This window comes from Planctomycetota bacterium (genome assembly GCA_016235865.1).
In the GTDB taxonomy this organism is placed as follows: domain Bacteria; phylum Planctomycetota; class MHYJ01; order JACQXL01; family JACQXL01; genus JACRIK01.
The window spans coordinates 24,831-51,681 of sequence record JACRIK010000027.1 but is presented as its reverse complement, the minus strand read 5'-3'; the positions used below and the strand labels follow the sequence as shown (position 1 = coordinate 51,681).

18 protein-coding genes are annotated in these 26,851 nt (G+C 51.2%); 16 read left to right on the top strand and 2 right to left on the bottom strand.

What is annotated here, in order from left to right; translation table 11 throughout:
- Positions 1–29 precede the first annotated feature (29 nt).
- From truD to HZA49_08390, 11 genes are all read left to right on the top strand, one after another.
- Positions 30–1,220, top strand: a complete 1,191-nt coding sequence (truD, locus tag HZA49_08440) for a tRNA pseudouridine(13) synthase TruD (protein MBI5779469.1) — start codon at positions 30–32, stop codon at positions 1,218–1,220.
- Complete coding sequence (locus HZA49_08435; GenBank protein ID MBI5779468.1) at positions 1,207–1,821, top strand: nucleoside monophosphate kinase; 615 nt, start codon at positions 1,207–1,209, stop codon at positions 1,819–1,821. The genes truD and HZA49_08435 overlap by 14 nt, the downstream gene beginning before the upstream one ends.
- Before the next feature lie 60 nt (positions 1,822–1,881).
- On the top strand, positions 1,882–2,574 hold the full coding sequence (locus HZA49_08430; GenBank protein ID MBI5779467.1) for an isoprenylcysteine carboxylmethyltransferase family protein: 693 nt from the start codon (positions 1,882–1,884) through the stop codon (positions 2,572–2,574).
- Positions 2,571–3,722 carry a flippase-like domain-containing protein gene (locus HZA49_08425; protein MBI5779466.1) on the top strand — a complete coding sequence of 384 codons (1,152 nt, stop codon included), beginning with the start codon at positions 2,571–2,573 and terminating at the stop codon, positions 3,720–3,722. The genes HZA49_08430 and HZA49_08425 overlap by 4 nt, the downstream gene beginning before the upstream one ends.
- A gap of 214 nt (positions 3,723–3,936) precedes the next feature.
- The gene (locus HZA49_08420; protein MBI5779465.1) at positions 3,937–6,342 is read left to right on the top strand and encodes a vitamin B12-dependent ribonucleotide reductase; all 2,406 of its coding nucleotides are present in this window, start codon (positions 3,937–3,939) and stop codon (positions 6,340–6,342) included.
- A 73-nt stretch (positions 6,343–6,415) separates the two neighbouring features.
- Positions 6,416–6,991: a flavodoxin family protein gene (locus HZA49_08415; GenBank protein ID MBI5779464.1), complete on the top strand. Its 576-nt coding sequence runs from the start codon at positions 6,416–6,418 to the stop codon at positions 6,989–6,991.
- An 8-nt stretch (positions 6,992–6,999) separates the two neighbouring features.
- Positions 7,000–8,049 carry a hypothetical protein gene (locus HZA49_08410; protein MBI5779463.1) on the top strand — a complete coding sequence of 350 codons (1,050 nt, stop codon included), beginning with the start codon at positions 7,000–7,002 and terminating at the stop codon, positions 8,047–8,049.
- A 14-nt stretch (positions 8,050–8,063) separates the two neighbouring features.
- Complete coding sequence (locus HZA49_08405) at positions 8,064–8,924, top strand: DUF2950 family protein (GenBank protein ID MBI5779462.1); 861 nt, start codon at positions 8,064–8,066, stop codon at positions 8,922–8,924.
- Positions 8,925–8,961: 37 nt separating this feature from the next.
- The gene (locus HZA49_08400; protein MBI5779461.1) at positions 8,962–9,945 is read left to right on the top strand and encodes a DUF2950 family protein; all 984 of its coding nucleotides are present in this window, start codon (positions 8,962–8,964) and stop codon (positions 9,943–9,945) included.
- Positions 9,946–10,059: 114 nt separating this feature from the next.
- Entirely contained in the window at positions 10,060–11,289 is a 1,230-nt protein-coding gene (locus tag HZA49_08395) for a hypothetical protein (protein MBI5779460.1), read from the top strand.
- A gap of 6 nt (positions 11,290–11,295) precedes the next feature.
- Positions 11,296–11,811 (top strand): hypothetical protein, encoded by a 516-nt coding sequence (locus HZA49_08390; protein ID MBI5779459.1) that lies wholly within the window; start codon positions 11,296–11,298, stop codon positions 11,809–11,811.
- 78 nt (positions 11,812–11,889) lie between these two features.
- On the opposite strand, the gene HZA49_08385 is transcribed toward HZA49_08390, so the two are convergent.
- Entirely contained in the window at positions 11,890–12,705 is an 816-nt protein-coding gene (locus HZA49_08385; GenBank protein ID MBI5779458.1) for a class I SAM-dependent methyltransferase, read from the bottom strand.
- Positions 12,706–12,929: 224 nt separating this feature from the next.
- Between HZA49_08385 and HZA49_08380 the strand changes: the two genes are divergently transcribed.
- The 4 genes from HZA49_08380 (at position 12,930) to HZA49_08365 (ending at position 22,122) form a co-directional block, all read left to right on the top strand.
- Entirely contained in the window at positions 12,930–17,180 is a 4,251-nt protein-coding gene (locus HZA49_08380; GenBank protein MBI5779457.1) for a CoA activase, read from the top strand.
- Between the two features lie 72 nt (positions 17,181–17,252).
- A complete protein-coding gene (locus tag HZA49_08375) occupies positions 17,253–19,070 on the top strand; it encodes an ABC transporter ATP-binding protein (GenBank protein MBI5779456.1) in 1,818 nt (605 codons plus the stop codon).
- A 128-nt stretch (positions 19,071–19,198) separates the two neighbouring features.
- Positions 19,199–21,331 carry an ABC transporter ATP-binding protein gene (locus HZA49_08370; GenBank protein MBI5779455.1) on the top strand — a complete coding sequence of 711 codons (2,133 nt, stop codon included), beginning with the start codon at positions 19,199–19,201 and terminating at the stop codon, positions 21,329–21,331.
- Positions 21,332–21,477: 146 nt separating this feature from the next.
- Complete coding sequence (locus HZA49_08365; protein MBI5779454.1) at positions 21,478–22,122, top strand: hypothetical protein; 645 nt, start codon at positions 21,478–21,480, stop codon at positions 22,120–22,122.
- Positions 22,123–22,333: 211 nt separating this feature from the next.
- On the opposite strand, the gene uvrB is transcribed toward HZA49_08365, so the two are convergent.
- The gene (gene uvrB / locus HZA49_08360) at positions 22,334–24,445 is read right to left on the bottom strand and encodes an excinuclease ABC subunit UvrB (protein MBI5779453.1); all 2,112 of its coding nucleotides are present in this window, start codon (positions 24,443–24,445) and stop codon (positions 22,334–22,336) included.
- Positions 24,446–25,295: 850 nt separating this feature from the next.
- Here uvrB and HZA49_08355 point away from each other — a divergent pair.
- Positions 25,296–26,699 (top strand): NAD(P)/FAD-dependent oxidoreductase, encoded by a 1,404-nt coding sequence (locus tag HZA49_08355; protein MBI5779452.1) that lies wholly within the window; start codon positions 25,296–25,298, stop codon positions 26,697–26,699.
- Positions 26,700–26,851 lie beyond the last annotated feature (152 nt).

Here is a 26,851-nt window from a genome sequence, read left to right as displayed (position 1 = left end):
TTTATTCGTTCATAACGCTGACTAAAAAAATGAAAGTAAAACAGACGCCCAACGATTTTATCGTCCGCGAGGTCAGCGATTATACACCGGTTAAAGATGGCCTGCATTCAGTTTACCGGCTGAGCAAGACGTCGGTCGGCACCCTGGAGGCAATTAACCTGATCCTCCAGCTATGGAATATCAGACGCCCCCTGTTATCCACCGGCGCCCTCAAGGACCGTCACGCCCAGACCGAACAACTGATATCCATCTGCCGCGGGCCGATGAAGGACTTACAGCATCACTCCATCGGCCTGAAATACCTGGGGCAATCCGATCAGCCCATCAGGCCGGATTCGCTTTCCGCTAATCATTTTACCATTGTCCTGAGAGATTTATCCAAAAGCGACACCGAAAAGATTCAGGAACGCATTAAGGAAATAAACCAATATGGCGTATCAAACTATTTTGACGAACAAAGATTCGGGTCGGTCAGGGGCGGCAATGAATTCCCGGCCAAGCAGTTAATTAAGCGCGATTATGAAGGCGCCCTGAAAACCGCGCTGACCGCCACCTCAAAAGAAGACCGCAGCCTCGTCCGGAAAACCCGCCAAGCTATCGCCGAGAACTGGGGCGATTGGAAAAAATGCTTTGAATCGCTGGACCGCTCATCAGAACGAAGCATTATTAACTACCTGGTCATGCATCCATTCAATTTCAGACAGGCATTTGAATTGATGAATCCTAACTTGGTTTTGCTTTTCCTGCATTCTTACCAGAGTTTCATCTGGAATAAGGGGTTAAACCGGTTGCTTTTAAAACATCTCGAAGCGTCACAGAAAAAGAACAGAGACATCGTTAAAATGCCCTATCTACTGGGCGAATTCATATTTTACCAATCACTGAACGATGATACCCTCAAAATATTGAAGGAATTATCCATCCCGTTTATGACCCATAAAACCATATTCCCTGACGAAACAATATCCGCTGTTTTCTCCGAGATTCTCAAAGAAGAAGGCATCGCCCAGAACGATTTCCGGACCCGCGGAATGGAAAAAACCTATTTCAGAAGGGGAGAACGCAAGGCAATTATTTTCCCTGAAACACTATCCATAAAAGGCGTAGAAAATGATGAACTCGCCAAAGGCAAGCGATTAAAAGTAACTATGGAATTACAACTGCCCCGCGGCGCCTATGCCACTATTATTATCAAGCGATTGAGTTATGATTTTAAATAAAGCCATTCTCATTCTTGGCCCAACCGGCTCAGGTAAAACACCCCTGGGTGCTCTTTTGGAAAAGAAAGGGGTCGGTGGTCGGAAATGTTATCATTTTGACTTCGGCAAGAATCTCCGGGCAATCTCCAAAACTAAGAACGCTGATAATAAATTTACAGCGGAAGAAATTGATTTCATTAATAAAGTTCTGGCCAGCGGCGCTCTTCTGGGAAACGAGCATTTCTACCTGGCGTGGAAAATACTTGACCGATTTATCGAACGCAATCATATCGGCGCCGACGAATTGATTATCCTTAACGGCCTGCCCAGACACCTCGACCAAGCCAGAGACATTGCTTCAATTCTGGATATTAAGACGGTAATTCATCTAATCTGCACACCCGAAGTGGTCCGGGCAAGAATCAGAAGCAACAGCGGAGGAGACCGAACAGGACGAACTGATGACAATGCAACCTCGGTCCAAAATAAAATCGCCTTGTTCAATCAGCGGACTGTGGGACTCCTTGAATATTATCATTCCGCGGGAGCAAAAATAATCGGGGTTTCCGTAACCAAGAATACCCAGCCCGAGGATATCCTAAACATATTCAATGCCCGGTAACAAAATATTTATCGCCGTTTTCTTGGCTTGGCCCCGTGGAAATATATAATGCTTTCCTATATGAAGCTAAAAGGACGCGCTTGGTTAAGAAGGTTCACCATACTCCTGGTTCTCTTATTCGGAACGGCTAATTTTACTTCTCTTCTTATCGGCTTCAGTTTTATCTTTATAGGAATGCTGCTCCACATCTGGGCAATCGGCTGCCTGGTCCGCAATAGCCAGCTGACCGTCTGGGGCCCTTACCGCTTTATCCGCCATCCGTTTTATCTGGCTAACCTCCTGATAGACATGGGTATCTGCTCGGTCGGCGCCAACCCGATAATATTTGCCGCCTACATTGTCCTCGCTTATTTCATTTATTACCGCCGGATGAAAAAAGAGGAGACGCACCTAACAGAACTCTTCCCCAACGATTATCCGGTATATATCCAGAAGGTGCCGAGGTTTATACCGCTCATCTTCAAGCGCTACCCTTCGGTTGGCAAGAGATTTTCCTGGGCCGTGCTTGTCTCATCAGGCAATGAAATTACCCGCGTCCTGCGCCTCCTGATTTATCCGTTGGTCCTGTATTTCCTGCTCCGAAGATTTCCGAACGGCATATTTTCATTCCTGGCCAAAAAATCAGGGTATATCAGGTTGCCTTCTGATATCGTTCCGGGCCTGATTGATTATCAGGAAATTATTATTGTTACTGTCATTGTTGTTTTCTCTATTGTCTCTATACTTTTCCACAGAAGTAAAGAAACAGAATGAAACATGGTTTATTATACACGCTACTGATTATCCTGGCGATTGCCGCCATTATCATAATCTTTTCCCTGGTAGATTTTGACAAGGTGGTTGATAATTTCCGGAAAATAGGATTCGTCGGGGTCTCCTTGTTTATGGGCGTGTCAATCGCCGGCTTGGTGGTTACCGTCATCGGCTGGTATTTGATTCTGCGCTCACATAATATAAAAATAAAATTCCTGCATGCAACCATCGGGCAGCTAATCGGCAATGCCATCGGCTTTATCACGCCTTCCATGTATCTGGGCGGCGAGCCGGTTAAGGCCCATTATATCGGAACCGCTTACGACATCTCCAAAACTAAGGTTTTTTCTACGGCGATATTTTCCAAGTTCCAGGAATTAGCCAGTTTGATTCTGTTCATCTACGCCGGCACGCTGGTGATGATCCTGGAGGCGAAAGAACTACAGCTGGCCAAATGGATGTGGACCATGCTCTTGGCCGTGGATATCTTTCTGGGAATCATCGTCCTGATGGCGCTGAGAAGCATTATCCGGAACAGCCCAATCTTCTCCCACATCGCCGCCTGGATTGCCAGAAGAGGAATCCTAACTAAAAAGATAGAAAAAATCATCCCAAAGATAATCAATACCGAGGAACTTATCTTCATGGCCTTCAAACATGACTGGAAGGCGAGCCTGATTGCTTTTCTGTTCAACTTTTCGTCCATTATCGCGGCCATCCTCAGGCCGGTGATATTTTTCTACTTTCTTTATCACCAAAATATCTTCTCGCTGACCGAAATAGCCGTGATATTCACCTTTTCCCAGATACTCCTGGTGTTCCACATCACCCCGGCCTGCATCGGGGTGTTTGAAGGCGGACAGATGGGCATCTTTGCCATCGTGGGAATTAATGCGGCAGATGCAGCGTCGTACTTGCTGGTCTACCGGTTTGTCGATGTGGTACTAACCGGCGGCGGACTTTATCTGGCGCTTCACTATAATCTGGTAAAATTTATTTCTCCGAAGATAGAAACGGTCTCGCCGCCTGAAACCGGTGAAAATTCCGGGCCAAACGCCTGCGATTGCACTAAAAATAGCGCTGAGCAATCCTTAAAAGAACCCGTCCGGAAAGAAAATTTCTCGCCTACCGGCATTCCGCCAAAATAATTTTCATAAAATCTAAAATTTCTCTTGACATTACAATTTATAGTATTAGAATACGCCTCGATACAATAAGTTGTATATAAACCTTAATCAATAATTAGTAATTTGTTCAGTAAACGGCTTTAACCGATTCAACTGTCGTCAAAACAGTTTTTTGCATCGTGCTGTCTTCAGTGGAATCTGTTAATCCGTTTGCAGAAGGGTAACGGGTGGGTTTATGGCAAAGACCAAACAATCCAGCATCGGGCACGAAACCGAAATATTCAATCTCAGCGACCTCAAAACCCCTGAAACCAAGCCGTTAGAGAACCTGATTGAGCCGGAGTTCACGTCTAACGCCCTGCTCATCCTGGAAAAGCGCTATCTCAGGAAAGATGCCAATGGCAAGAGCGTGGAAACGCCCAAGGGGATGCTCGAACGGGTGGCGCTGAACATCGCCTCCATAGAAAAATCGTTCTCCGAGAAGGCGGATGTGCGCAAATGGGAAAAGTCCTTCTACGAAATGATGGCCCACCTGGAATTTATGCCCAATTCACCCACCCTGATGAACGCCGGACGGGAACTCCAGCAGCTTTCCGCCTGTTTTGTCATGCCGGTGGGCGATTCCATCGACAGTATCTTCGAAACCGTCAAGAATGCGGCCCGGATTCACAAGAGCGGCGGTGGCACCGGATTTTCTTTCACCAATATCAGACCCCGAAACGACCGGGTCTCCACCTCGCACGGACTGTCTAGCGGTCCGATATCGTTTATGAAGGTATTCAACGAGGCCACCGAAGCCATCAACCAGGGCGGGTTCAGGCGCGGGGCCAATATGGCCATCCTGAACCACGATCACCCGGATATCATTGAATTCATCACCTGCAAGACCAACGAAAAGGCGCTGACTAATTTCAATATCTCGGTCGGCATCACCGAGGAGTTCATGCGCCGGGCCGAACGCAACGAGGACTACGACCTGATAAATCCCCGGAGTAAGAAACCGGCCGGACGACTCAAGGCCCGCAAGGTCTTCGACCTGATTGTCAGCACCTCCTGGGCATCGGGCGAGCCGGGCATCGTCTTTATCGACCGCCTGAACAAAGGGAATCCCACGCCGCACATCGGCGCCATTGAAAGCACCAATCCTTGCGGCGAGCAGCCGTTGCTGCCCTACGAATCCTGCAACCTCGGCTCGATTAATCTCGGCAAAATGATGACCCAGAGCGTCACCAAGCCGGCCATCGACTGGGAAAAATTAAGGAGGACCGTGCACCTATCGGTCCGTTTCCTGGATAATGTCATTGAAGCCAATTGTTATCTGTTGCCGGAAATAGAAAAGATGACCAAGGGCAACCGCAAAATCGGGCTGGGCATCATGGGTTTCGCCGACCTGCTCATCCAACTGGGCATCCCCTATAATTCCGAACCGGGCCTGGAAACCGCCGAAGAGGTAATGAAATTCATCTCGCTGGAATCAAAGCGCGCCTCGCAGAAGATTGCCGAGGAGCGCGGCGCCTTCCCCAATTTTAAGAAAAGCGTCTATGACCGTCCGGGCGGGCCGCTCTTGAGAAACGCCACCACCACCACCATTGCCCCGACCGGCACCATCAGTATCATTGCCGGCGCCTCCAGCGGCATCGAACCGCTTTTTGCCGTTTGTTTCACCCGCAACGTCATGGACGGCGCCAAACTGGTCGAGGTCCATCCAATATTCGAGAAAATCGCCAAGCGCGACGGCTGGTATTCCGAGGAACTGATAAAGAATATCGCGGCTCATAACAGCATCCAGTCCATGACCGACATCCCGGAAAATATCCGTAAGGCCTTTGTCACGGCCCACGACGTTTCGCCCGAATGGCATATTAAGATGCAGGCCGCATTCCAGAAATATACCGACAACGCCGTTTCCAAAACCGTTAATTTCCCACATACGGCTACCCGCGAGGATATCACCGAGGCGTATTTCACGGCCTACCGGACCAACTGCAAGGGCGTCACGGTTTACCGCGACGGCTGCCGGAGCGAACAGGTCCTGACCACGGAAAAGAAGGCGCCGGCCAAAGACAAGCCGATTGAAGAGGCGGAAACCCCGTTCAGCATCGCCCCGCGTCCCCGGCCGGAAATGACCTACGGATTCACCCGCAAGATAAAGACCGGCTGCGGCAGTTTATATGTCACCGTCAACTACGGCCAGGACAACAAGCCCTTTGAATTATTCAGCACCATGGGCAAGGCCGGCGGCTGCGCGGCCTCGCAATCCGAGGCCATCTCGCGCCTGATTTCATTCTCTCTGCGCAGCGGCGCCGATGTAAAAGAAATAACCAAGCAGCTAAAAGGTATTTCCTGCCATTCGGTCGCCTGGGGCAAGAACGGCAAGATTCTCTCCTGTGCCGACGCCATCAGCAAGGCCCTGGAATATTGCCTGGAGGGTTCGGCAACTATCGCGCCGCCAGCCATGATGCCGGAGGCCGAGACCAAAACCGCTGTCCCAAAAACCGCGGCTACGGCTGAGAACTCAGGTAAAAAAGCCCGCTCGACCACGGTGATGCACAAAGGCGCCTGTCCGGACTGCGGCGGCACACTGTCTTACGAAGAGGGCTGCGTGGTCTGCCACGCCTGCGCCTATTCCGAATGCGGATAATCTGCGTCTATAAGCCATGCGTTATGCGTCCTGCGCTTCACGCTCTACGCAAAACGCTCAACGCCTAACATTTATGCTCCTCTTAGCCCTTTATGGAAGTCCGCGCCAGGGTGGTAACACTGATATCCTGCTGGACGAATTCCTCAAGGGCGCCCTGTCTGCCGCCCCGAAAATTCAGATACAAAAGATATTCATCCGCGACCTCAAGATTACCCCCTGCCAGGAATACAATACCTGCCTCAAGACCGGTAACTGCGCCATTCAGGATGAGATGAATACCCTTTACGAACAATTACTGAAAGCTGATGCGGTAATCCTGGCCGCGCCAATATTCTTCTACAACGTCCCGGCCCAGGTAAAGATAATCATCGACCGCTGCCAGGCCCTCTGGGCCCGCAAATACATACTTAAAATCACGAATCCCAAATCTCAAATCACAAGAAAGGGCTTCTTCATCTCCACCGGCGGCACCAAGGGCGAGCATCTCTTTACCGGCACCATCCTGACCATCAAATATTTCTTTAAGGCAATTAATGTAGACTATTCGGGCGAATTGGTATATAATAAGGTCGATATCAAGGGCGCCATAAGAGAACACCCGACCGCGCTCAAGGATGCCTTTGAGGCCGGGAAGAAATTCAGCGCCTGAATCAAAATATGACAGATTTCTCAACCAGGCAGCCGACCATCTCCGTGATTGATGCGATTACCCCGGCATTCAAGCATATGATTGCCGTCCTCTTTAGGCCATTCAAACTGGTTAAATGGCTCAAGTTCGGCCTGGTGGCCTTTTTGATGGCGCTGGGAACGGGCCAAGGCTCGAACTTCAATTTCAATATGCCCGGCGACAGAGGAGACAGGGCGATAATCACCGAATCAAACCCCGTCTTTAACCAGGCGTCCCAGTGGGTGCTGGCTAATCTGACGCTGGTTATTATTATCGGGGCCTTAATTGCCCTGCTTATTATTATTGTCTGGCTGGTCTTTCTCTATTTCGGCTCCAGGTTCACCTTTGTCTTTCTCGATGGGACGATAAAAAAGGAGGTTATGATAAAGCAGGCCTACAAAGAAAACGGGGCTCCGGGCTGGTCGTTATTTCTCTGGCGGATAATATTTGCTCCATCCGCGTTTCTGGGCATCCTGTTAATCATCGGTATCCCGGTGACTCTCCTGATATTTGCCGGACTGGCTAAGGGTTTTTCCCTGTGGATTATACTGGGGTTTGTAGCGCTGGGGATAGCTTTTATCAGCCTTATTATCATTCTGGCGATAATTGGCGTCTTGGCTGTTGATTTTGTCGTTCCGATAATGTATCTGCGCCGGATAAGAATCATAGAGGCCTGGAAGATATTCCTCCGGATACTCCGCGCTAATAAAATACAGTTCCTGCTTTATCTGCTTCTTAAAATAGGATTGACCTTGGGAGCGTTTATGCTCATGTGCATCCCAATGTTTGGGCTCTGCTGTATCGTGGCCATGCCGGGCGCAATCCTGATTGGGGTTGCCGCCCTGGCTATAAAATGGCCCGCCTTCTGGGCGCTCTTCGCCGTCGGCATTATTGTCTTGATTATCTTATTTAACTATTTATCTCAGGTGTTTTACCTGCCGGTAACCGTTTTCTTCAGAACCTATTCTCTGGTCTTCCTGGAGGGATTCGGGGATGAATTCGGCTGTATTACCAAGCCGATTCCGGTAATCACCATTTAAAGAAGGAGGTATCTATGAGAGAGATAACAACCGACACCGCCGCGAAACCACAATCCTGCGGGCTGGCTACCTGGAGTTTGGTCCTGGGCATCACGGGCCTGGTCCTGTGCGTGCTAATCATTCCCTCTATACTAGCCGTAATCTTCGGCATCGTGGCCCTGGTCAAAATCGGCAACAGCAAGGGTCTGCTGGTCGGCAAAGGCAAGGCCATTGCCGGTATCATCCTGGGCGGGCTTTGGGTAGTAATGATACCCTTTATTGCCATCGTGGCCGCTATTGCCATTCCCAATCTGCTGAGCGGCCGGATATCCGCCAACGAGGCATCTGCTGCTGCCTCGTTAAAATTGATGACTTCTGCCGAAGCCTTATGGCGCCAGCAGGACGCGGATGGCAATGGCGCAATGGATTATTGGACCTATGATGTCTCCTGCTTTTACCGGGCGCTACGCCCAGATAATGCCACCGAGGTTGCTTTCATACCCATTGATTTGGCCAGAGCAGATATTAATCCGGCCCGGTCAGACGTCTTCGGCAATACATATTTCCGGATTACAGACTTACCGGAACTAAGCTCAATGCCTAAGAACGGCTATTTATTCAGAGCGATGGAATTAGAGTCAAACGGGCAGCCCTATGGCCAGGAAATGGTGGACGGCATCCCCGCCGCCAACCAGACCAAGTTCGCCTTTGTCGCCTATCCGGCAACATATGGGACAACCGGCGTAAACACTTATATTGTTAATCAGGAAGGCACTATCTATTGCACTGATTGCGGAAGTGATAGCCAGAAAACAGTCCTCCAATGGCCCGGCATAAACCCATGTGAGGAATATGGTCCCGGAGGTAGGCAATGGAGGGTTAGGGAGAGTTACTGATTAACAGAACTCTTGCTTAAAGGAGAAGATTTCTATTATGGAAGAGATAAAGACCGATACCGCCGCGAAACCACAATCCTGCGGATTCGCCACCTGGAGTTTGGTCCTGGGCATCACGGGCCTGATCCTGTGCGTGATAGTCATTCCCTCTTTACTGGCCATCATCTTCGGCATCATTGCCCTGGTAAAGATTAACGCCGCCAAGGGATTGCTGACCGGCAAAGGCAAGGCCATTGCCGGTATTGTCCTGGGCGGATTGGCCTTTGTGCTGATGCCCATCGTCCTCATCGCCGCTATTGCCATTCCCAATCTGATGACCGGCCGTCAAGCCGCCAGGGAAACATATCATACCGGCGTGCTAAAGGAATTGGAGTCCCAAAAGCTGGGCATCGATAAATCAGCCGGTGAAATGGACAATCTTTTCTCGTCGGAAGCGCTAGCGCCCGACCTGCTGGGCAGCCGGATATCCGCCAACGAGATATCCGCGGTTGCCTCGCTCAGGGCAATAGTTGCGGCCGAAGCCTTATGGCGCCAGCAGGACGCGGACGGCAATGGCATACGGGATTATTGGACCTATGACGTCTCCGGCCTGTATCGGATGCTCCGAGCTGACGGGCGGACCAAATGCGAGTTTATTTCCGTTGACCTGGCCAATGCCGATGCCTCTCCGGCCGATGTCAGCATATTCGAGAATAGCAAATTAGCCCAACGGCTCAGCGCCAAGGTTCAGCCCAAATATGGCTATTTGTTCGAGGCCATGTCCGAGGATGAGGCCGGGGAATCCTATAACCAGGAAATGGTGGCCGGTATCCCGGCCGCCAACCAGACCAGGTTCGCCTTTGTCGCCTATCCGGAAACGTACGGAAAAACCGGCACAAAAACATTTATTGTAGATGAAAGCGGCACAATTTATGAAGTCGACCCGGGCAGCAACCAAAGTAAAACAGTCCTCCAATGGCCCGGCCCTAATCCTATTTCGATAATCGGTCCCGGAGGCGCCCAGTGGAAAGTGGCGGATTAATGTATAGAAATGGATGACCCCGCAATTATGCGGGGTTTAACGGACTGTCCCTGCGGGACTCCTAAGGTCATAACAACCAAAGATTTAACAGTCCGTAAGAAAAGGATGCATCTTATGAAAACATCGTACTTGAGCAACCCGGAAATGAAGGCCATTGATAAACTCAAATCATCCTACGGCGGAGCCAAGAAAATCGTCAAGACCATTGAGGTCAAACGGGACTATGCCTCGCGCCGGAAGACCGCCGATAAAAAGGGATTCGGTAAATTCATCCAGGAAGCCGAGGAGTTCGCCAAATCATTCCCCAAGGCGGGCACCTTCAACAAGAAAAATAATATCCGGGTGCTCCGGAAAGGCATTGCCACCACCCAGGTCTCGGCCTGGCAGGGTTACAAGGTCACCCATAACTGTATGAAGCGGCTGGCCGACAACGGCTCAGTCTTCCTGCCCAACGAGATGATTTCGGTCATGCCCCTGACCGAGGAATACGTCTATGGCGGCGATTTGCTGGCCACCCTGATAATGTGTGAAAACATCATGGGCGGAAAATTCTGCTCTACCTCGCTGCTGGGCGTGCCCCTGCCGGCCCACCGGTTCGACCGCATCAAAAAGATTACCGGCGCGGCTCTGGATACGCTCGACCTGGGCAGCAACATGAAACAACTCCGGATGAACAATATGGGCACCGTCTTCGGAAACTTATGCGGCATCGAGGTCGGCAACGACAACCATCTGGTCTATCTGGACAGCATCACCCGAACCGCCCTGGAAACCGGCAACAACTTCTTCCTCAATCCCAGCTGGTCCACCATTGCCGCCGGCTGTTATTACGGATATGACATCCCCAACCTGTCATTTAAAATCTCCTGCTTTATGGGACTGCACAACCTCATCCAATTCCGGGTCTTGCTGGGCATCCTCAAGGAATTCAAGCGCCGGGACGGCTCCACGCCGGTCCGGGAAATCAATCTGGGCAATGCGATTAACGCCGAGAAATTTATGGCCTGTAAAGATATGGTCAAAACAATGAAAATTAAGAACCTGTCCCTGACCGCGCATATCGCCATCAACGCCGACCTGGGCGCCAAGGACTATGACTGGTTCCCCAACGCCCAAAAAGTCCTGGACCAGGGCTATGACATGACCCTGAAATACGAAAGCGACGGCTCCTGCTGTTCGGACGACACCGTCGGCTCTTATTTCCTGAGCAAGGAAGACCGGGAAGCCAAAGCCGAGATCTTGGGCGACGTGCTCTACAAAAAGGTCTTGAGATGCGACGAAGACGCCAAGAAACTGCTCCGGGCCGGACACGAGGTCGTCTTCGCTAAAATATCCGATGAATAAAGCATTATGAATTACCTAAAAACCATAGCCGAACTGATGGCCGTAGCGGCCCGGACCGCGCCCAAGGGTCTTGGACAGGATTTCATCAGGATAGAAATAGTCGAAGGCGCTACCTTGACCAAGCTGGCTGGCGCTATGCTGGCCTACGGCGCTAAGACCGGCAAGAAGAACTTCGACCGGGACAGCGCCGGCATCCGGAAATCCGAGGCCCTGGTCCTGATTGGCATTAAGGACTCCAAAAGCATCGGGCTGAATTGCGGCGCCTGCGGTTATGACCAATGCGCTAAATTACCCAAGGCAAAAGCCGGTCCGGAATTCAAAGGCCCGCACTGCGCCTACCGGCTGATGGATTTGGGCATTGCCCTGGGTAGCGCGGTCAAGACCGCCGGACTGCTCAATGCGGATAATCGGATAATGTACCGGGTCGGCGTCCTGGCCCGGCAGATGAAACTCATTGACGCGGATGTGGTTATCGGCATCCCGCTCTCGGCCACCGGGAAAAATATCTATTTTGATAGGTAATGAAATACTTTTAACCACAGATTCCTCTGATTAAAATCTGTGTAATCAGCGTAATCTGTGGTTACATTTCTCAGTGGTTTATCCGTGTTTATCTGCGGTTGCTTTTCTTCCCGTGATTTCCAGATGCCCGGCTGAGCCCAGCAGAACCTCTTCGGCGTGGAGTTTCAGTTCCAGTTTCAGCAACCGGTCAAACATGTTCCTGTCCTTGAAAATCTCACTGGTGGAATTCAGAGGCAGAACCACCTTGCCGATTAAAGACTGCATCTCAAACCCGTTCTGGGCAAATAACTTCCGCAACCCATCCGGCGTAAAATAGGTAATTGGGTATTGTTCGGCCTCATTCTTGGTGAACCAGTTGGTCTGTCCGGTTTTGACGAACTGTTCCAGCTCATCAATAGCGCCCTGGTTAACGAAGACCCGCATGCCGCCGAACTTGTTGTCCACCGAGGCGATGAATAATCCCTTGGGCTTAAGCACACGCCAGACCTCTTTAACGGCCTGACGGGCATCAGCGCAACAGGACAGCGGGTCGCCCTGGGCTATTACTAAATCAAAGGAATCTGGTTGAAATTGAGTTAAGTCGCAGATGTCGGCCTTGACGAAGGTAATCTTTGAGCTGAATCCGGCTTGTTCGGCCTTATCTTTGGCCTTATCCAGCATTTTCTGGGAGATGTCCGCACAGGTAACTTCATAGCCGGACTTAGCCAGTTTCAGGGCCCAGAGTCCGGTACCGCCGCCGATATCCAGCACCTGGCGTCCGGTCAGCCGGGGCAGGAAGCGTTTGAGATTATGCCAGGTCACGGCGTTATAGAACTCCCAGTATGGGGTCTGGTAGGAATCATCGTATCTCCCGGCCACCCGGTCGTAATACCGCTCGCAGGATGTTCTTACCATACGAACATCTTATCAAGAAATATGGGAAACCACAAGTAATATAGAACGTAGTTCGGAGGGGGTAATACCCTGTCGACAATATGTATAGCCATATCCCTATTAAAGGCAAAAGCTCTGAGATTCGTGTTATCTTCTTTACAAACTTCTTGACATTTCTCCGCTAACCTGCTAATATCACCATTCCTTTATCATAGAGAACAGTGAACTCTTTACTTGATTGAACTATGTATTTAGGCATTGACATCGGTTCTGTGGCCGTCAAGGTGGTGGTGCTGGATGGCGACCTGAAGATCAAAGAGACCCAATACGTCCGCTCGCACGGCCAGCCCTTTGAGACCACGCTGGCCGTTCTCAAGGATGTCTTTACCCGGCATAATCCGGAATACATCGAGTTCATCGCCACCACCGGCACGGGCGGCAAGAACCTGGCCACCTTCACCAACGCGGCCTTTGTCAATGAAATTACCGCTCAGGCCACCGGCACCAGCACGCTCTACCCCAAAGTCAAGACCATCATTGAAATCGGCGGCGAGGATGCCAAGGTCATCAAGGTAGATTCTTATTACGGAAAGGCAGTCCGGGTGACTGATTTCGCCACCAATTCGGCCTGCGCGGCCGGCACCGGCTCGTTCCTGGACCAGCAGGCCTCGCGCATGGGTATCAAGATAGAAGACGTGGGTCGGGAGGCCCTGAATTCCAAACATCCGTCCACCGTGGCGGCCCGGTGCAGCGTCTTTGCCAAGAGCGATATGATTCATCTCCAGCAGGTCGGCACATCCATCGGCGATATCCTGGCCGGCCTGTGCTTTGCCATGGCCCGTAATTTTAAGAGCAGCATTGCCAAGGGGATTAATATAGAAAAGCCCATCGCCTTCCAGGGCGGCGTGGCCGCCAATCAGGGCATGATTCGGGCCTTCCGGGAAATCCTCCAGATAGATGAAAAGGACATCATCGTACCGGAGCATTTTGCCTTTATGGGCGCCATCGGCTCGGTCCTATCCCTGGCCCATTCTTACCGGCCCCGGCGCATCAAGGGCATGCCCATCGGCCCGGCCCGGATTATCAGCGATTTGGAACGCTACCTGTCCGAGCGCAAGTTAGACATCCAGAAACTGGCGCCGCTCAAGAACGACGACTACACCATCCGGGTCGAACCGTATCCGACTAAGCCGGGCGCCAAGATTGAGGCCTATGTCGGGGTGGACGTGGGTTCCATTTCCACCAACGTAGTGGTGATTGATAATAACAACAACGTTCTGTCCCGGCGCTACCTGATGACGGCCGGCAAGCCCATCGAGGCGGTGCGCCAGGGTCTGCTTGAGGTCGGGACCGAGATTGCTGATAAGGTCATCATCAAAGGCGCCGGCTCGACCGGCTCAGGCCGTCATCTGACCGGCGAATTCTTCGGCGCGGACGTCATCAAGAACGAGATTACCAGCCACGCCCGGGCGGCCGTGGCGGCTGACCCGCGGGTGGATACCATCTTTGAAATCGGCGGCCAGGATTCCAAATACATCTCGCTCAAAGACGGCGTGGTGGTGGATTTCACCATGAACAAGGTCTGCGCGGCCGGCACCGGCTCGTTCCTGGAAGAGCAGGCCGAAAAACTGGCTATCAAGATTAACCAGGAATTCGCCGAGCGGGCATTCTGCTCGGGCGGCCCGTGCTCGCTGGGCGAGCGCTGCACGGTCTTTGTGGAATCGCAGTTGAATTATTACAAACAGCTGGGCGTGGCCAAGGACGACCTGATTTCCGGCCTGGCTTATTCCATTGTGGAGAATTATCTCAACAAGGTGGTGGAAAAGCGCAAGGTCGGCGAGCATATATTTTTCCAAGGCGGCGTGGCCTTTAACCGGGCGGTCAAGAACGCCTTTGAGCAGGTGACCGGAAAAAAGGTGATTGTCCCGCCCCATCACGATATCCTGGGCGCGGTCGGCGCGGCCATCATGGCTAAAGAGGAAAGAGAGACCAGCGATTATAAAACCAAATTCAAGGGTTTCGACCTGAAACATATCCAATATGAATCATCATCGTTTGAGTGCACGGATTGCCCGAACAACTGCGAGATACACCGGGTCAAGTTCAGCGGGGAGCAGTCCAAGGCCAAAACCCTGCACTACGGCTCGCGCTGCGGGAAATACGACGATACCGAAGACAAGCAATCGGCCCAGCACTTGAGGGCCAAGTCGCCCAACTTCTTCAGGGAACGCCAGAAGATGCTGCTGCAGGCGGACACTTTACCCGTCCACAAGGAGGGACAGGCCGCCAAACCCAGAATCGGCATTCCGCGCATCTCGGTCTTCTACGACCTGTATCCGCTCTGGCATACCTTCTTCTCGGAGCTGGGGCTGGAGATAGTCTTATCCGACGACACCAACCGGGCGGTCATCAAGAAGGGCGTGGAGAACGTGGTGGCTGAGCCGTGCTTCCCGATAAAGACCGCGCACGGCCATATCATTAACGTCCTGGAAAAGGGCATTGACTATCTGTTTATCCCGTTCCAGGTGAATATGCCGCCCCTGAGCAAACACTTTGACCGTTCGTACAACTGCCCTTATATCCAGGCATTGCCGGATACCACCCGGAGCGCCATTGATTATAAGAAATACAATACTAAAATCATCCGGCCGGTATTTTATATGGACCGGGGCCGGAAGGAAATAGAAAAAACCTTAAAGAAGATAGCCAAGTCCATCGAGCACCACACGAATAATGTCGAGCGCTGCATGGAGCGGGCCTTTGATGCCCAGGAGCGGTTCGACCGCTGGCAGGTTGAACGCGGCCAGGAGGTCCTGGCCGGGAACGCGCCGGCCCTGGTGCTGCTGACCCGTTCCTACAACAGTTATGACACCGGCCTGAATCTCAATCTGGCTGAGAAACTGCGCAAGCTGGGCATGACGGTCATCCCGATTGACTTCCTGCCGATGAAAGCCATGGGCGAGGAAATCGGCCGGGATTATCCGTATATGTACTGGCGGTCCGGCCAGAAAATCCTGGCCGCGGCCCGCTATATCGGACGGACTAAAAACCTGTTTGCGGTCTACCTGACTAACTTCAACTGCGGGCCGGATTCCTACATCACCAAGTTCTTCGAGAAGGAGATGCACGGCAAGCCCTACCTGTCTCTGGAAATAGACGAGCACAGCGCGGACGTGGGAATGCAGACCCGGTGCGAGGCGTTCATCGATACGATAAAGCACGCCCGGAACCTGGCCACCACCAGCAGCCATCCGTCGGCCACTGTATCGCTGGCGGCCCTGCCGCGCGATTCCCGGACTATCTATATCCCTTATATGGATGACCACGGATTTGTCATAGCGGCCGCATTCAGGTCGGCCGGCATAGATTCACAGGCCTTGCCGCCGTCCGATGACGAGAGCCTGATTATCGGCCGGAAATACACCTCAGGTCGTGAGTGCTTCCCGAGCATCATCACCACCGGCGATATTATCAAGCAGAGCCGGCTTCCGGATTTTAAGCCGGCCCGCAGCGCCTTTTTCATGCCTTCGGCCAAAGGACCCTGCCGGTTCGGCCAGTATAACAAACTGCACCGGATGGTGCTGGACGAGGTGGGCTTAAATGACGTGCCCATAGTGACCTTTGACCAAACCGCCAATTTCCATAAGGATATGGCGGTGCTCGGTTCGGCCAAATTCAAGAAAAACGTCTGGCGCGGGCTGGTGCTGCTGGACCTGCTCCAGAAATTAGCCCGGGAAACCCGGCCTTATGAAACGACCAAGGGCGAGACCAACCGGGTTTATGCGGAGACATTCCAGAGTCTCCAGAAATTCATTGAGTCCGCGCCCAAAGAGAACGGCGATATCGAGGGCTTTACCAAAGACGCCATCAAGCGGTTTGACAAAATCAAGACCGATTATTCCAAGCCCAAGCCGAAGATCGGCGTCATCGGCGAAATCTACGTGCGCAGCAATCCCTTCACCAACAACCACGCGGTGGCTAAAATGGAAGAGCTGGGCGCCGAGGTGGCCCTGCCGCCTTTTGAGGAGTGGCTGGATTACATCGATTATCTCCGGGAAGAGGATTTCCTGCTCAAGAATGACTATTTGAGTTTCATCAAGCAGAAAGTCACCCTGGTCTTCCAGGAACGCGAGGCGAATAAAATCAAGAAGCATTTCAAGGGAAAAATCCGGCATTTCCACTATGAATCGCCGACCTCGGTGGTGGTCAAACACGGCTCGGCCTATATTGAACCGGCCCTGAGAGGCGAGGCGGTCCTGAGCCTGGGCCGGGCCGAGGAATACGCCCACGCCGGATTCAACGGCATCCTCAATATTATTCCCTTCGGCTGCATGCCCGGCAATATCGTCACCGCCCTGCTCAAGCGCTTCAAGGACGAATACAACATTCCGGTACTGACCATGACCGTGGACGGCATCAAGAATCCGGGCGAGGAGATGCGCCTGGAGGCCTTTGTCCGGCAGGCACAGGAATCAATGAATACCCCGGTTCATTAAACGGTCCGCCGTAAGTCATCTGCTCATTTTACTTGATTTTTCCCCAGAATGATATAAGACCGAACTCTAATTATGTTCAAGAACCTAAGGTTGTTTCTGCCGTTGCTGAAGGGGCACTACAAGAAGTATATCATCGCCAGCCTGGCGCTGTTTGTAGTGGATGTCATCGATGTCTACCTGCCAATACTTACCGGACTGGCAGTCAACATAACGGTGGGCGGCATCATCGGCACAACCAATCCGACTGAAACCATCAGGCGACTGGGCCTGCTTTTGCTGGCTTATATAGGCGGAATACTCATCCAAGGTTTCCTGCGTTATTGGTGGCGTTACTTATATCAGAGCGCCTCGCTTTTGGTCGCCAACAATATCAGAAACAAGCTGTTCGGACATCTCCAGAAACTATCAATGAACTTCTTCCACAACGCCCGAACCGGCGACATCATGTCCCGGGCCACCAATGACGTGGAATGGGTCAAGATGTTCCTGGGTGATGGCGCCATCATCATCGTGGATATCTTCTTCTATTTCATAATGGTGCCGTTCATTATGATAGGTATAAGCCCGAGCTTGACCCTTTATACTGTCCTCAGCTGCTCCTTATTGCCATTCTTAGTATGGGCTGTAGGTAAACGTATGCATGCTAAAGGAACCCAGGTGCAGGAATCAATGTCCGGCATTTCGCAGTCAGCCGAGGAGAACTTCTCCGGCGTCCGGGTGGTCAAATCATTTGCCCAGGAGGCCAACCAGTTAGACCGTTTCCGCGAGGCAAATGATATCTACCTGAAAAAGAACCTTTCGCTGGCCAAGCTTTCTTCGTATTTTCATCCATTTCTGGGCTTTAACGTAGGCGTCACTGCTTTTGTCATACTTTTCTTTGGCGGGATTCAGGTAATTGACGGGCAGATTACGCCGGGGGATTTGGTAACATTTATGCAGCTTCTGGGCCGGATTGCCTGGCCCATGGTTGGCTTGGGAATGTCAGTTAGGTTTTACCAGTTTGCTTCGGCTTCAATGAAAAGATTAGAGCAGATACTCAATATCCAGCCGGAGGTTGAAGACCGGGGCGCCAGCCCGGTTCCCGAAACCAGCGATGTGAGAGTGGAATTCCGGGACGTAAATTTCTCTCACAAGATACCGGAATTATCCCAAGATGGGCTGCCCCAACAGGATAAATGTAAGGTCATCCAGGTGCTTAAGAATATCAACCTTAAGATTCCGGCCAATTCCATCGTGGCCATTACCGGGCCCATCGGCTCAGGCAAAACCACCCTGCTCAACCTGCTGGTCCGGTTCTACGACGGCGATTCGGGCGAAATCATGATTAACGGCATCAACATCAAGAATTACTCCGTCAAAAACCTGCGCTCTCTGATGGGCGTAGTGCCCCAGGATGTCTTCCTGTTCTCGGATACCATCAGGAATAACATAACCTTCGGGCTGGATGACCCGGCCTCGGACGAAACCATATCCAACACCGCCGGATCCGTAGTCATGCGCGAAGCCATAGATTCCATACCCCAAAAATATGAAGCCTATCTGGGCGAGCGGGGTATCAATCTCTCCGGCGGCCAGCGCCAACGGGTCTCGCTGGCCCGGGCCTTGATTAAAAATCCGCCCCTGCTCATCCTGGACGACTGTTTCTCGGCCGTGGATTACGAAACCGAGCGAACCATCCTCAGGAATATTATCGCCAATAAATCACAAAGCCAGACCGTGCTGGTGGTCTCGCACCGGCTGGCCGTGATGAGCATGGCTGATTTGATTGTCTTTATGGACAAGGGGGAAATTATTGAGCAGGGAACCCATTCGGAGTTGCTGGCCAAGAATAACGCCTATGCCCGATTCTGCGAATACCAGAATATAAAAGAACAACTGGAAGAAATATAATAAACGCCGTAATTAACGACAACGGGATTAAGCGGAACTAAGCGGAGCGTGAATCCGAGCACACGAAGTGCGCGCAGGTTAATTACCCGATTTCCGCTTAATCGGCTAAATCCTGTTGTTAAAAATATATGCAAGCGTATCACCAAGAAGACGACATTGTTGACAAGCAGTATGACCTGAGCCTGCCCAAACGGCTCCTGGTCTTTGCTAAGCCCTTTACCGGACAGATAATCGTGCTTATCTTCCTGACATTTGTTCTGACTATATTATCCGTGGCCCTCGGCCCGAGATTACAGGGTTTGGCGTTAAATGAACTTGTGCCTGTGTCCGACTTCTCTGACAATGAATTTACCGACCAGCCCGCGATCAGCCCCACTGATACTGGCAAATTTTCCGTCAAGAATCTCTGTGACGCGCTCAGGATAGATGGGGTTGTTATTCAGAATGATACGGTTGAGGAACTCAATAATTTACTAAACCAAAAAGACGCGATTGCAAAATTAATCACAATAAGAAAACCAAGTTCAGATAAGGCAGCTAAAGACCTGGCCAATCTTTACGGCCGGATAAAAGGAGCCCAAGGCGAGAAAGTCATAAAACGGCTCAACCGAAATGCGCTGGAATTGCTATACCCGGCCGAAACCCCTCAACTAAAGATTACGTCCGATAAGTTTGACCGGCGCCAGTTTATCGTTATCGCCCTGATTATCCTGGCCAATCTGGTTATTTGCCTGCTCCTGAGCATCTGGCAGAATTACTCCATGTCAAAACTGGGCCAAAAGATTATCTTTAATATCAGGATGAAAACATTCGGGCATCTCCAGCAGATGTCCCTGGGCTTTTATGACAAACAGCCGGTCGGCCGGCTGATTACCCGGGTGACTAACGATGTTAATGCTCTGGGTGATTTCCTTTCCACGGCCATGGTTACCGTAGTGAATGATATATTTATAATTGTCGTATTGGCAGTTGTCATGTTTTGGCTGAACTATAAACTGGCGTTGATTGCGCTGTCCGCCGTAATCCCCCTGCTCATCATAACCATGATATTCAAACCGAAATTAAGAACCACCTACCGGGACATGCGCAAGAAACTGGCTCAATTAAACGCCTATCTGGCTGAAAGCCTGTCCGGCGTAAAGGTCATCCAGTCATTCAATCAGGAGCCCAAGACCCTCAATAAATTCTCCGGCATCAATTATGAGCACTATGACCTGTCCCGCCGGGCCCTGATTTACCAGTCAACTTTTATACCGCTGGTCTCCATACTCCGGGGCTCGGTCATTGCCCTGATTTTATATTTCGGCGGCGGATTGGCTTTAAACGACGTCATTGAAATCGGCGTAATCTATACGTTTATGGAATACAGTATTAACTTCTTCGGCCCGATTCAGGACCTGGCTGATAAGTATTTGATGTTCCAGGGCGCCATGGCCTCGGCCGAGCGCATCTTCCAAATACTGGATACGCCGGTTGATGTCCGGAACCCGGCCCTGCCCCGGGAACTGAAAGAAGACCCGCAGGGGCACGAAATAGAGTTTGACAATGTCACCTTCTCATACGAGCCGGGCAAGCCGGTCCTGAAGAACATCTCGTTCAAGATAAAGAAGAACGAAAGCATTGCCTTTGTCGGCGTGACCGGCAGCGGCAAATCTACAATTATCAATCTGCTCTGCCGATTCTATGATGTCGACTCAGGCCGGATTCTGATTGACGGCATTAACATCAAGGATATGAGCCAGCAGGACCTGCGCCGCAGATTGGGCATCGTGCTCCAGGATGTCTTCCTCTTCGCCGGCACGGTCAACGACAACATCTCGCTCTGGGATAGCGCCGTCACCCCGGCTAAAGTAAAAGACGTCTGCGAGGATATCTTCGCTTCCACCTTTATTGAGAAGATGCCCAACAAATACGACAGCCGGGTCGGCGAGCGCGGCATGACCCTTTCCGGCGGCCAGCGCCAGTTGCTGGCATTCGCCCGGACCATGGCCTTTGAACCGTCTATCCTGATACTGGACGAAGCTACCTCATCAGTGGACGTGGAAACCGAGTATTACATCCAGGAAGCCATTAAGAAGATGGTCAAGAAAATGACCTCTATCATCATCGCGCACCGGTTATCAACCATCCAGAATGTTGACCGCATCTATGTCATCCACAAAGGCGAGATAAAAGAAACCGGTAATCATCAGGAACTGATGGAAAAGAAGGGCGTCTATCACAACCTCTGCAAGATTCAAACCGACGGCTATCTGGCGTAATCTGTATCAAATCTCTACGCTATACGCTCCACGCTCCCCTGAGCGAAGAGATGGTCGGGAGCACCTACCGGAGCGCACCGGGTATTTACACAGATTATACAGATTGTAGTTGACAATACCCCTATTGGGGTGATACCTATTATACTATGAATCGTAAAAAGATTTACCTGTTTATCCTGACATTATTGCTGTTTGGATTAATGTTTCTTGGCTGGTGGCTATTGCCGCATTATTATATTTTCCAAATGCACTTAAATAGAAGAGGTGAGGTATCGGGTGATTATGTAAAACCTTTAGCTGCTTGTGGCCGTAGAGCTATAACTCCGATAATAACAAAAATAAAAGAGGAGAGCCCTTTTGTACGAGGTTATTGTTATCTCCCCATGGCACTCGCGGATATTGGCGAACCAGCTCATAAGGCACTTAAGGAGGAGATAAGAAAAACAACTGATTCAAGAAAGAAACTGTCTCTTATATATACATTGGCCTTTGCCTTTAAGGACTTATCCGAATTTGATGAATATCTCAGGATTGCACAGTTTGAAAATCCTAATAGTTGGATAGCAAATCATATGTTACAATTATTTCACTACGGCACTCCATTATGCGAAAATAAAATTGACAATAAGTTTATTAAATGGTGGGAAGAGAATAATAAATATCTCTATTGGTCATCTGAAGAATATCGTTTTGTAGTCGACGCAGAAGCCAAACAAGCTGAAGTTCCGACTGAAGAATACCGCAAAACTAATCCCTGGCCTCCGTGCACCGGTGTAAAGGAAAAGAAGTAGAAATCATCCGCGCCCATCTGTGTTCATCTGTGGTTAATAATTATTCGTGTAATTCGCTCCTATTCGTGCCATTCGTGTTCGCTTCACGGTCTCTGCGGAGTTCTCTTTCGTGTTTATTTGTGTCCATTCGTGGTTGCATTTCTCCGTGTTCGCTTCGTATCTACTCCGCAGTCGCTCTGCGTTCTCTGTGTCTCTGTGGCAAAATTGACCACTACTTCTTCCTTATCTTCTTTATGGTATCCCTGACCTGAGCCGCGTATTCAAAATCCAGCTTCTCAGCCGCCTCGTACATCTCTCTTTCCAGTTCCCGAACCAGCTCCACCCCTTTATACGCCTCTAACTTCATCCCGATAGCCCGGGCCGAGACCTCCCTGCCCCGGTCTTCCATCTCAATCCCCTTAAGAATCTCCTTCTTGATGGTCTTAGGCGTAATATTATTCTTCTTATTGTAAGCCAGCTGAATATTCCGGCGCCGGGTGGTCTCGCTCATCGCCTGGTTGATGGAATCAGTCATATGGTCCGCATAGAGCACCACCTCGCCATTGACATTCCGGGCCGTCCGCCCGACCGTCTGGATAATGGATGTAGCCGAACGCAGGAACCCCTCCTTATCCGCATCCAGAATCGCCACCAGCGACACCTCAGGCAGGTCCAGCCCTTCCCTGAGCAGATTCACGCCGACCAGGACATCAAACTTACCCTGGCGCAGTTCATTGAGAATCTTGACCCGCTCAATCGTATGTATATCCGAATGCAGGTATTTGCCCTTTATCCGGTTCTCCTGCAGATAGGATGACAGCTCCTCAGCCAGCCGCTTGGTCAGTGTGGTAATCAGCACCCGCTCATTGGATTTTATCCGCTGCTGAATCCGCTGGAGCAGGTCGGCAATCTGCCCGGTAATCGGCCTGATGATGATTGCCGGGTCAACCAATCCGGTCGGGCGAATAATCTGTTCCACCACATCCGGCTTACTTGCCCCGTTAGAAATGCCCGCCTTGGCAGGTGTCTTTGTCGCCCGATTATTATTATCAGTAGCGGTTGTGTCATTTCTAATGGGGCTTGCCAGCCCCATTTCATACGGACCGGGCGTGGCCGAGATGAACACCCGCTGCCTGACCGAGGATTCCCATTCCGGAAACTTCATCGGCCGGTTATCCAGCGCCGAGGGCAACCGGAACCCGTATTCTATCAGCACCTTCTTGCGCGCCTGGTCGCCGTTGAACATCCCCCGTATCTGCGGGATAGTCACGTGCGACTCGTCCACCAGGGTCAGGAAATCCGGCGGGAAATAATCAATCAGCGTGGTCGGCCTCTGCCCAGCCGGCCGGCCGCTGAAATGACGGGCGTAGTTCTCGATGCCCTTGCAATACCCGATTTCCGCAATCATCTCCAAATCATAATTGGTCCGGCTCTGGAGCCGCTGGGCCTCCAGCGCCTTGCCCTGCTTCTGGAGCGCCTTGAGATGCGACTCCAGCTCGCGCCGGATGGACTCCACCCCTTGGGCCACCTTGGTTTCCGGAATGATAAAATGCTTGGTCGGGAAAAGCATGTATTGGTCCAGGGCTGAAATGGTCTGTCCGGTCAGCGGATGCACCATCAGAATCTGCTCTATGGTATCTCCCCGTACCCTTCCCTCTCCCCCTTGGGGAGAGGATAGGTGAGGGGCTAATTTATCGCCGAATATAATCCGGAGCGCATTATCCTGGTACGGCGGGAAAATCTCTATAATCTCGCCGCCCCGCAGCCGGAAACTGCCCGGCTTGAAATCCGTCTCCGAGCGCTCGTATTGCATATCCACCAGCCGTTTCAGGAACTCCCGCCTGGGCATCCGGTCACCCTTTTTAATCGGCAGCGCCATCCCGGCATAATCCTCAGGCGAGCCGAGATTGTAGATGCAGGAAACGCTGGCCACGATAATCACATCGCGCCGGGACAGCAGGGCCGAGGTGGCGGCCAGTCGCAGCCGCTCCAGATTCTCATTAATCGCCGCGTCCTTTTCTATATAGATATCCCGCTGGGGGATATAGGCCTCGGGCTGGTAATAATCGTAATAACTCACGAAATAATGCACCGCGTTATGCGGGAAAAACTCCTTGAACTCGGCGTATAACTGGGCGGCCAGGGTCTTGTTATGTGAAATCACCAGTGTCGGACGATTGACTTTGGCTATGGCATTAGCCACAGTGAATGTCTTGCCTGAGCCGGTCACGCCCAACAAAACCTGATTCTGCTTATTCGCATTGATGCCCGCGACGAGCTTCTTAATGGCCTGGGGCTGGTCACCGCAGGGCTTGAATCTGCTGACTAATTTAAAGGAGTCCATAGTAAGTTAGGATAGCACAAACTCCCAGCCGTGTCAACCCAAGGAAAACAAATAAGCATTCACCACGGAGACCACAAAGTTCACAAAGGACTATAAAGATGTCATTCCCGCGAAAGCGGGAATCCAGATTTTATTCATCTGCATCCCATTAGCGTTCATTCGGGCTTACGCCCGCCCGTAGGGGCGTGTCCATTCGTGGTTTCTGCATTGATATATCAATCAGCCCCTATATCATATATACGGATGAAAATAAAGTCCTAAATATCAGGGTAGAAACTGCCCCGCAATTAGCCCCCAATTAAGTCAAAAACGGACAAGAAAAATTGGATTTTGTGTAAAAACCCCGGCCTGAGTGGCCTAATATTATGTTAGTTCAAAACTGATATTATGTTAGCTCAAAACTAAGGTTATGTTAGTTCAAAACTGATATTATGTTAGCTCAAAACTAAGGTTATGTCAGCTCAAAGCTAAGGTTATGTTAGTTCAAAGCTAAGATTATGTTAGTTCAAAGCTAAGGTTATGTTAGTTCAAAGCTAAGATTATGTTAGTTCAAAGCTAAGGTTATGTTAGCTCAAAACTAAGGTTATGTTAGCTCAAAACTAAGATTATGTTAGTCCAAAACTAACATAATATTATCCCAAAAGCCAGACCGGGTATACCGGGGGGTGGGGGTGGGTATACCCGGGGTACCCCCCCTGTGGGCTGATTTATGCCGGAAATAGAATAACCCTATACAAGTCAATTGGTTGAAGAAAAATATAGCTCAGAAATTATAAATCGTGTCCCACGAACTTCTCCAAACTACGTTCTATTTACTTGGTTTTCCAATATTTCCTGATAATATGCCCTTATGACAAAACCAGCCAGCGACCAACATTATGACGCGATTGTTATCGGCGCCGGGCCGGCCGGGATGATGTCCGCTATCCGCGCCGCGGAACGGGGCCGACAAGTGCTCCTGGTCGAACGCAATGAGTCGCCCGGACGGAAACTGCTCATCTCCGGTAAGGGCCGCTGTAACCTGACTAATTCCGGTGACCTTAAGTCGTTTCTGGCTGAGTTTTCCGAATCACACGATTTCCTGCGCAATTCATTCGCCCAGTTCTTTAACGCCGACCTGATGGCCTTCTTTGAGGATGCCGGACTGAAACTCAAGACCGAACGGGGCGGACGGGTCTTCCCTCAGAGCGATAGTTCAGCCGATGTCCTGAATACCCTGAAATCCAAGCTAAATAATAAGAATGTCAAAATTCTATACGGTGAACGGGTCATTGAGGTGCTGACCGCCGACAAGAAATTAACCCCCTCACCCTTCCCTCTCCCCTATGGGGAGAGGATAGGTGAGGGGATAACCGGCATCCGGACATATTCAGGCCAGGAATTCCTGGCTCCGCATATCGCCATCACCACCGGCGGGCTGTCCTATCCCCAGACCGGCTCAACCGGCGACGGCTATAAACTGGCCGAGTCATTAGGGCATCTGATAGTCGCCCTGAAACCGGCCCTGTCTGCGGTGCGCATAAAGGAGCACTTCACCCAGCCCCTGTCCCGAAATAATCATGATTCCGTTACAACTCTGCATGCACCCAGCCCATCAACAGTAAAGGATGGGCTGGGAGCAGGGGCTGGGTTCATCAAGGATTGGCAGGGTATCGCGCTTAAGAACGTGCGCCTGACGCTCCTGTCAAATAACAAGCCAGTAGCCGAACAATTCGGCGAGATGCTGTTTACCCACTTCGGGATATCCGGCCCGATTGTGCTGGACCTGAGCGCGGCTATCTATGACGCCTTGGAGCTTAAGAGCAAAGTGCAGGTAGCCATTAACTTCAAGCCGGCGCTTGACAATAAGATACTCGATGCCCGGCTGTTGCGTGAATTCAAGGCCAACTCTGCCAAAGGCATAAAGAATATATTCAAGAATCTGATGCCCCAGGGACTGATTACCCGGTTCCTGGAATATTGCCGGGTGGACGGCAATAAGGACGCCAACCAGATAACCGCTTTGGAGCGCCAGAGATTGATAGACGGGTTGTTCGGCTTGAGATTGACGGTGGAGAGCGTCCTGCCGATTAGCGAGGCGATAGTCACCCGGGGCGGCGTGGCCACCAAGGACATAAACCCCAAGACCATGGAATCAAGGATTGCGCCGGGACTCTGGTTCGCCGGCGAGGTGATTGATATCGACGCCAAGACCGGCGGCTATAATATGCAGGCCGCATTTTCAACGGGCTGGGTCTGCGGTGATAATATCTGAACGGAAGGATTAGCCACGAAGGCACAAAGACACTAAGAGCGTATTTCATAACCCATTATTTGTCACCCTGAACCCGAAGGGACCGCGCCGGGCGAACTTGTTTCAGGGTCTCATAACACAGCTGCTGAAACGAGTAGAGACGTCACCTTTGG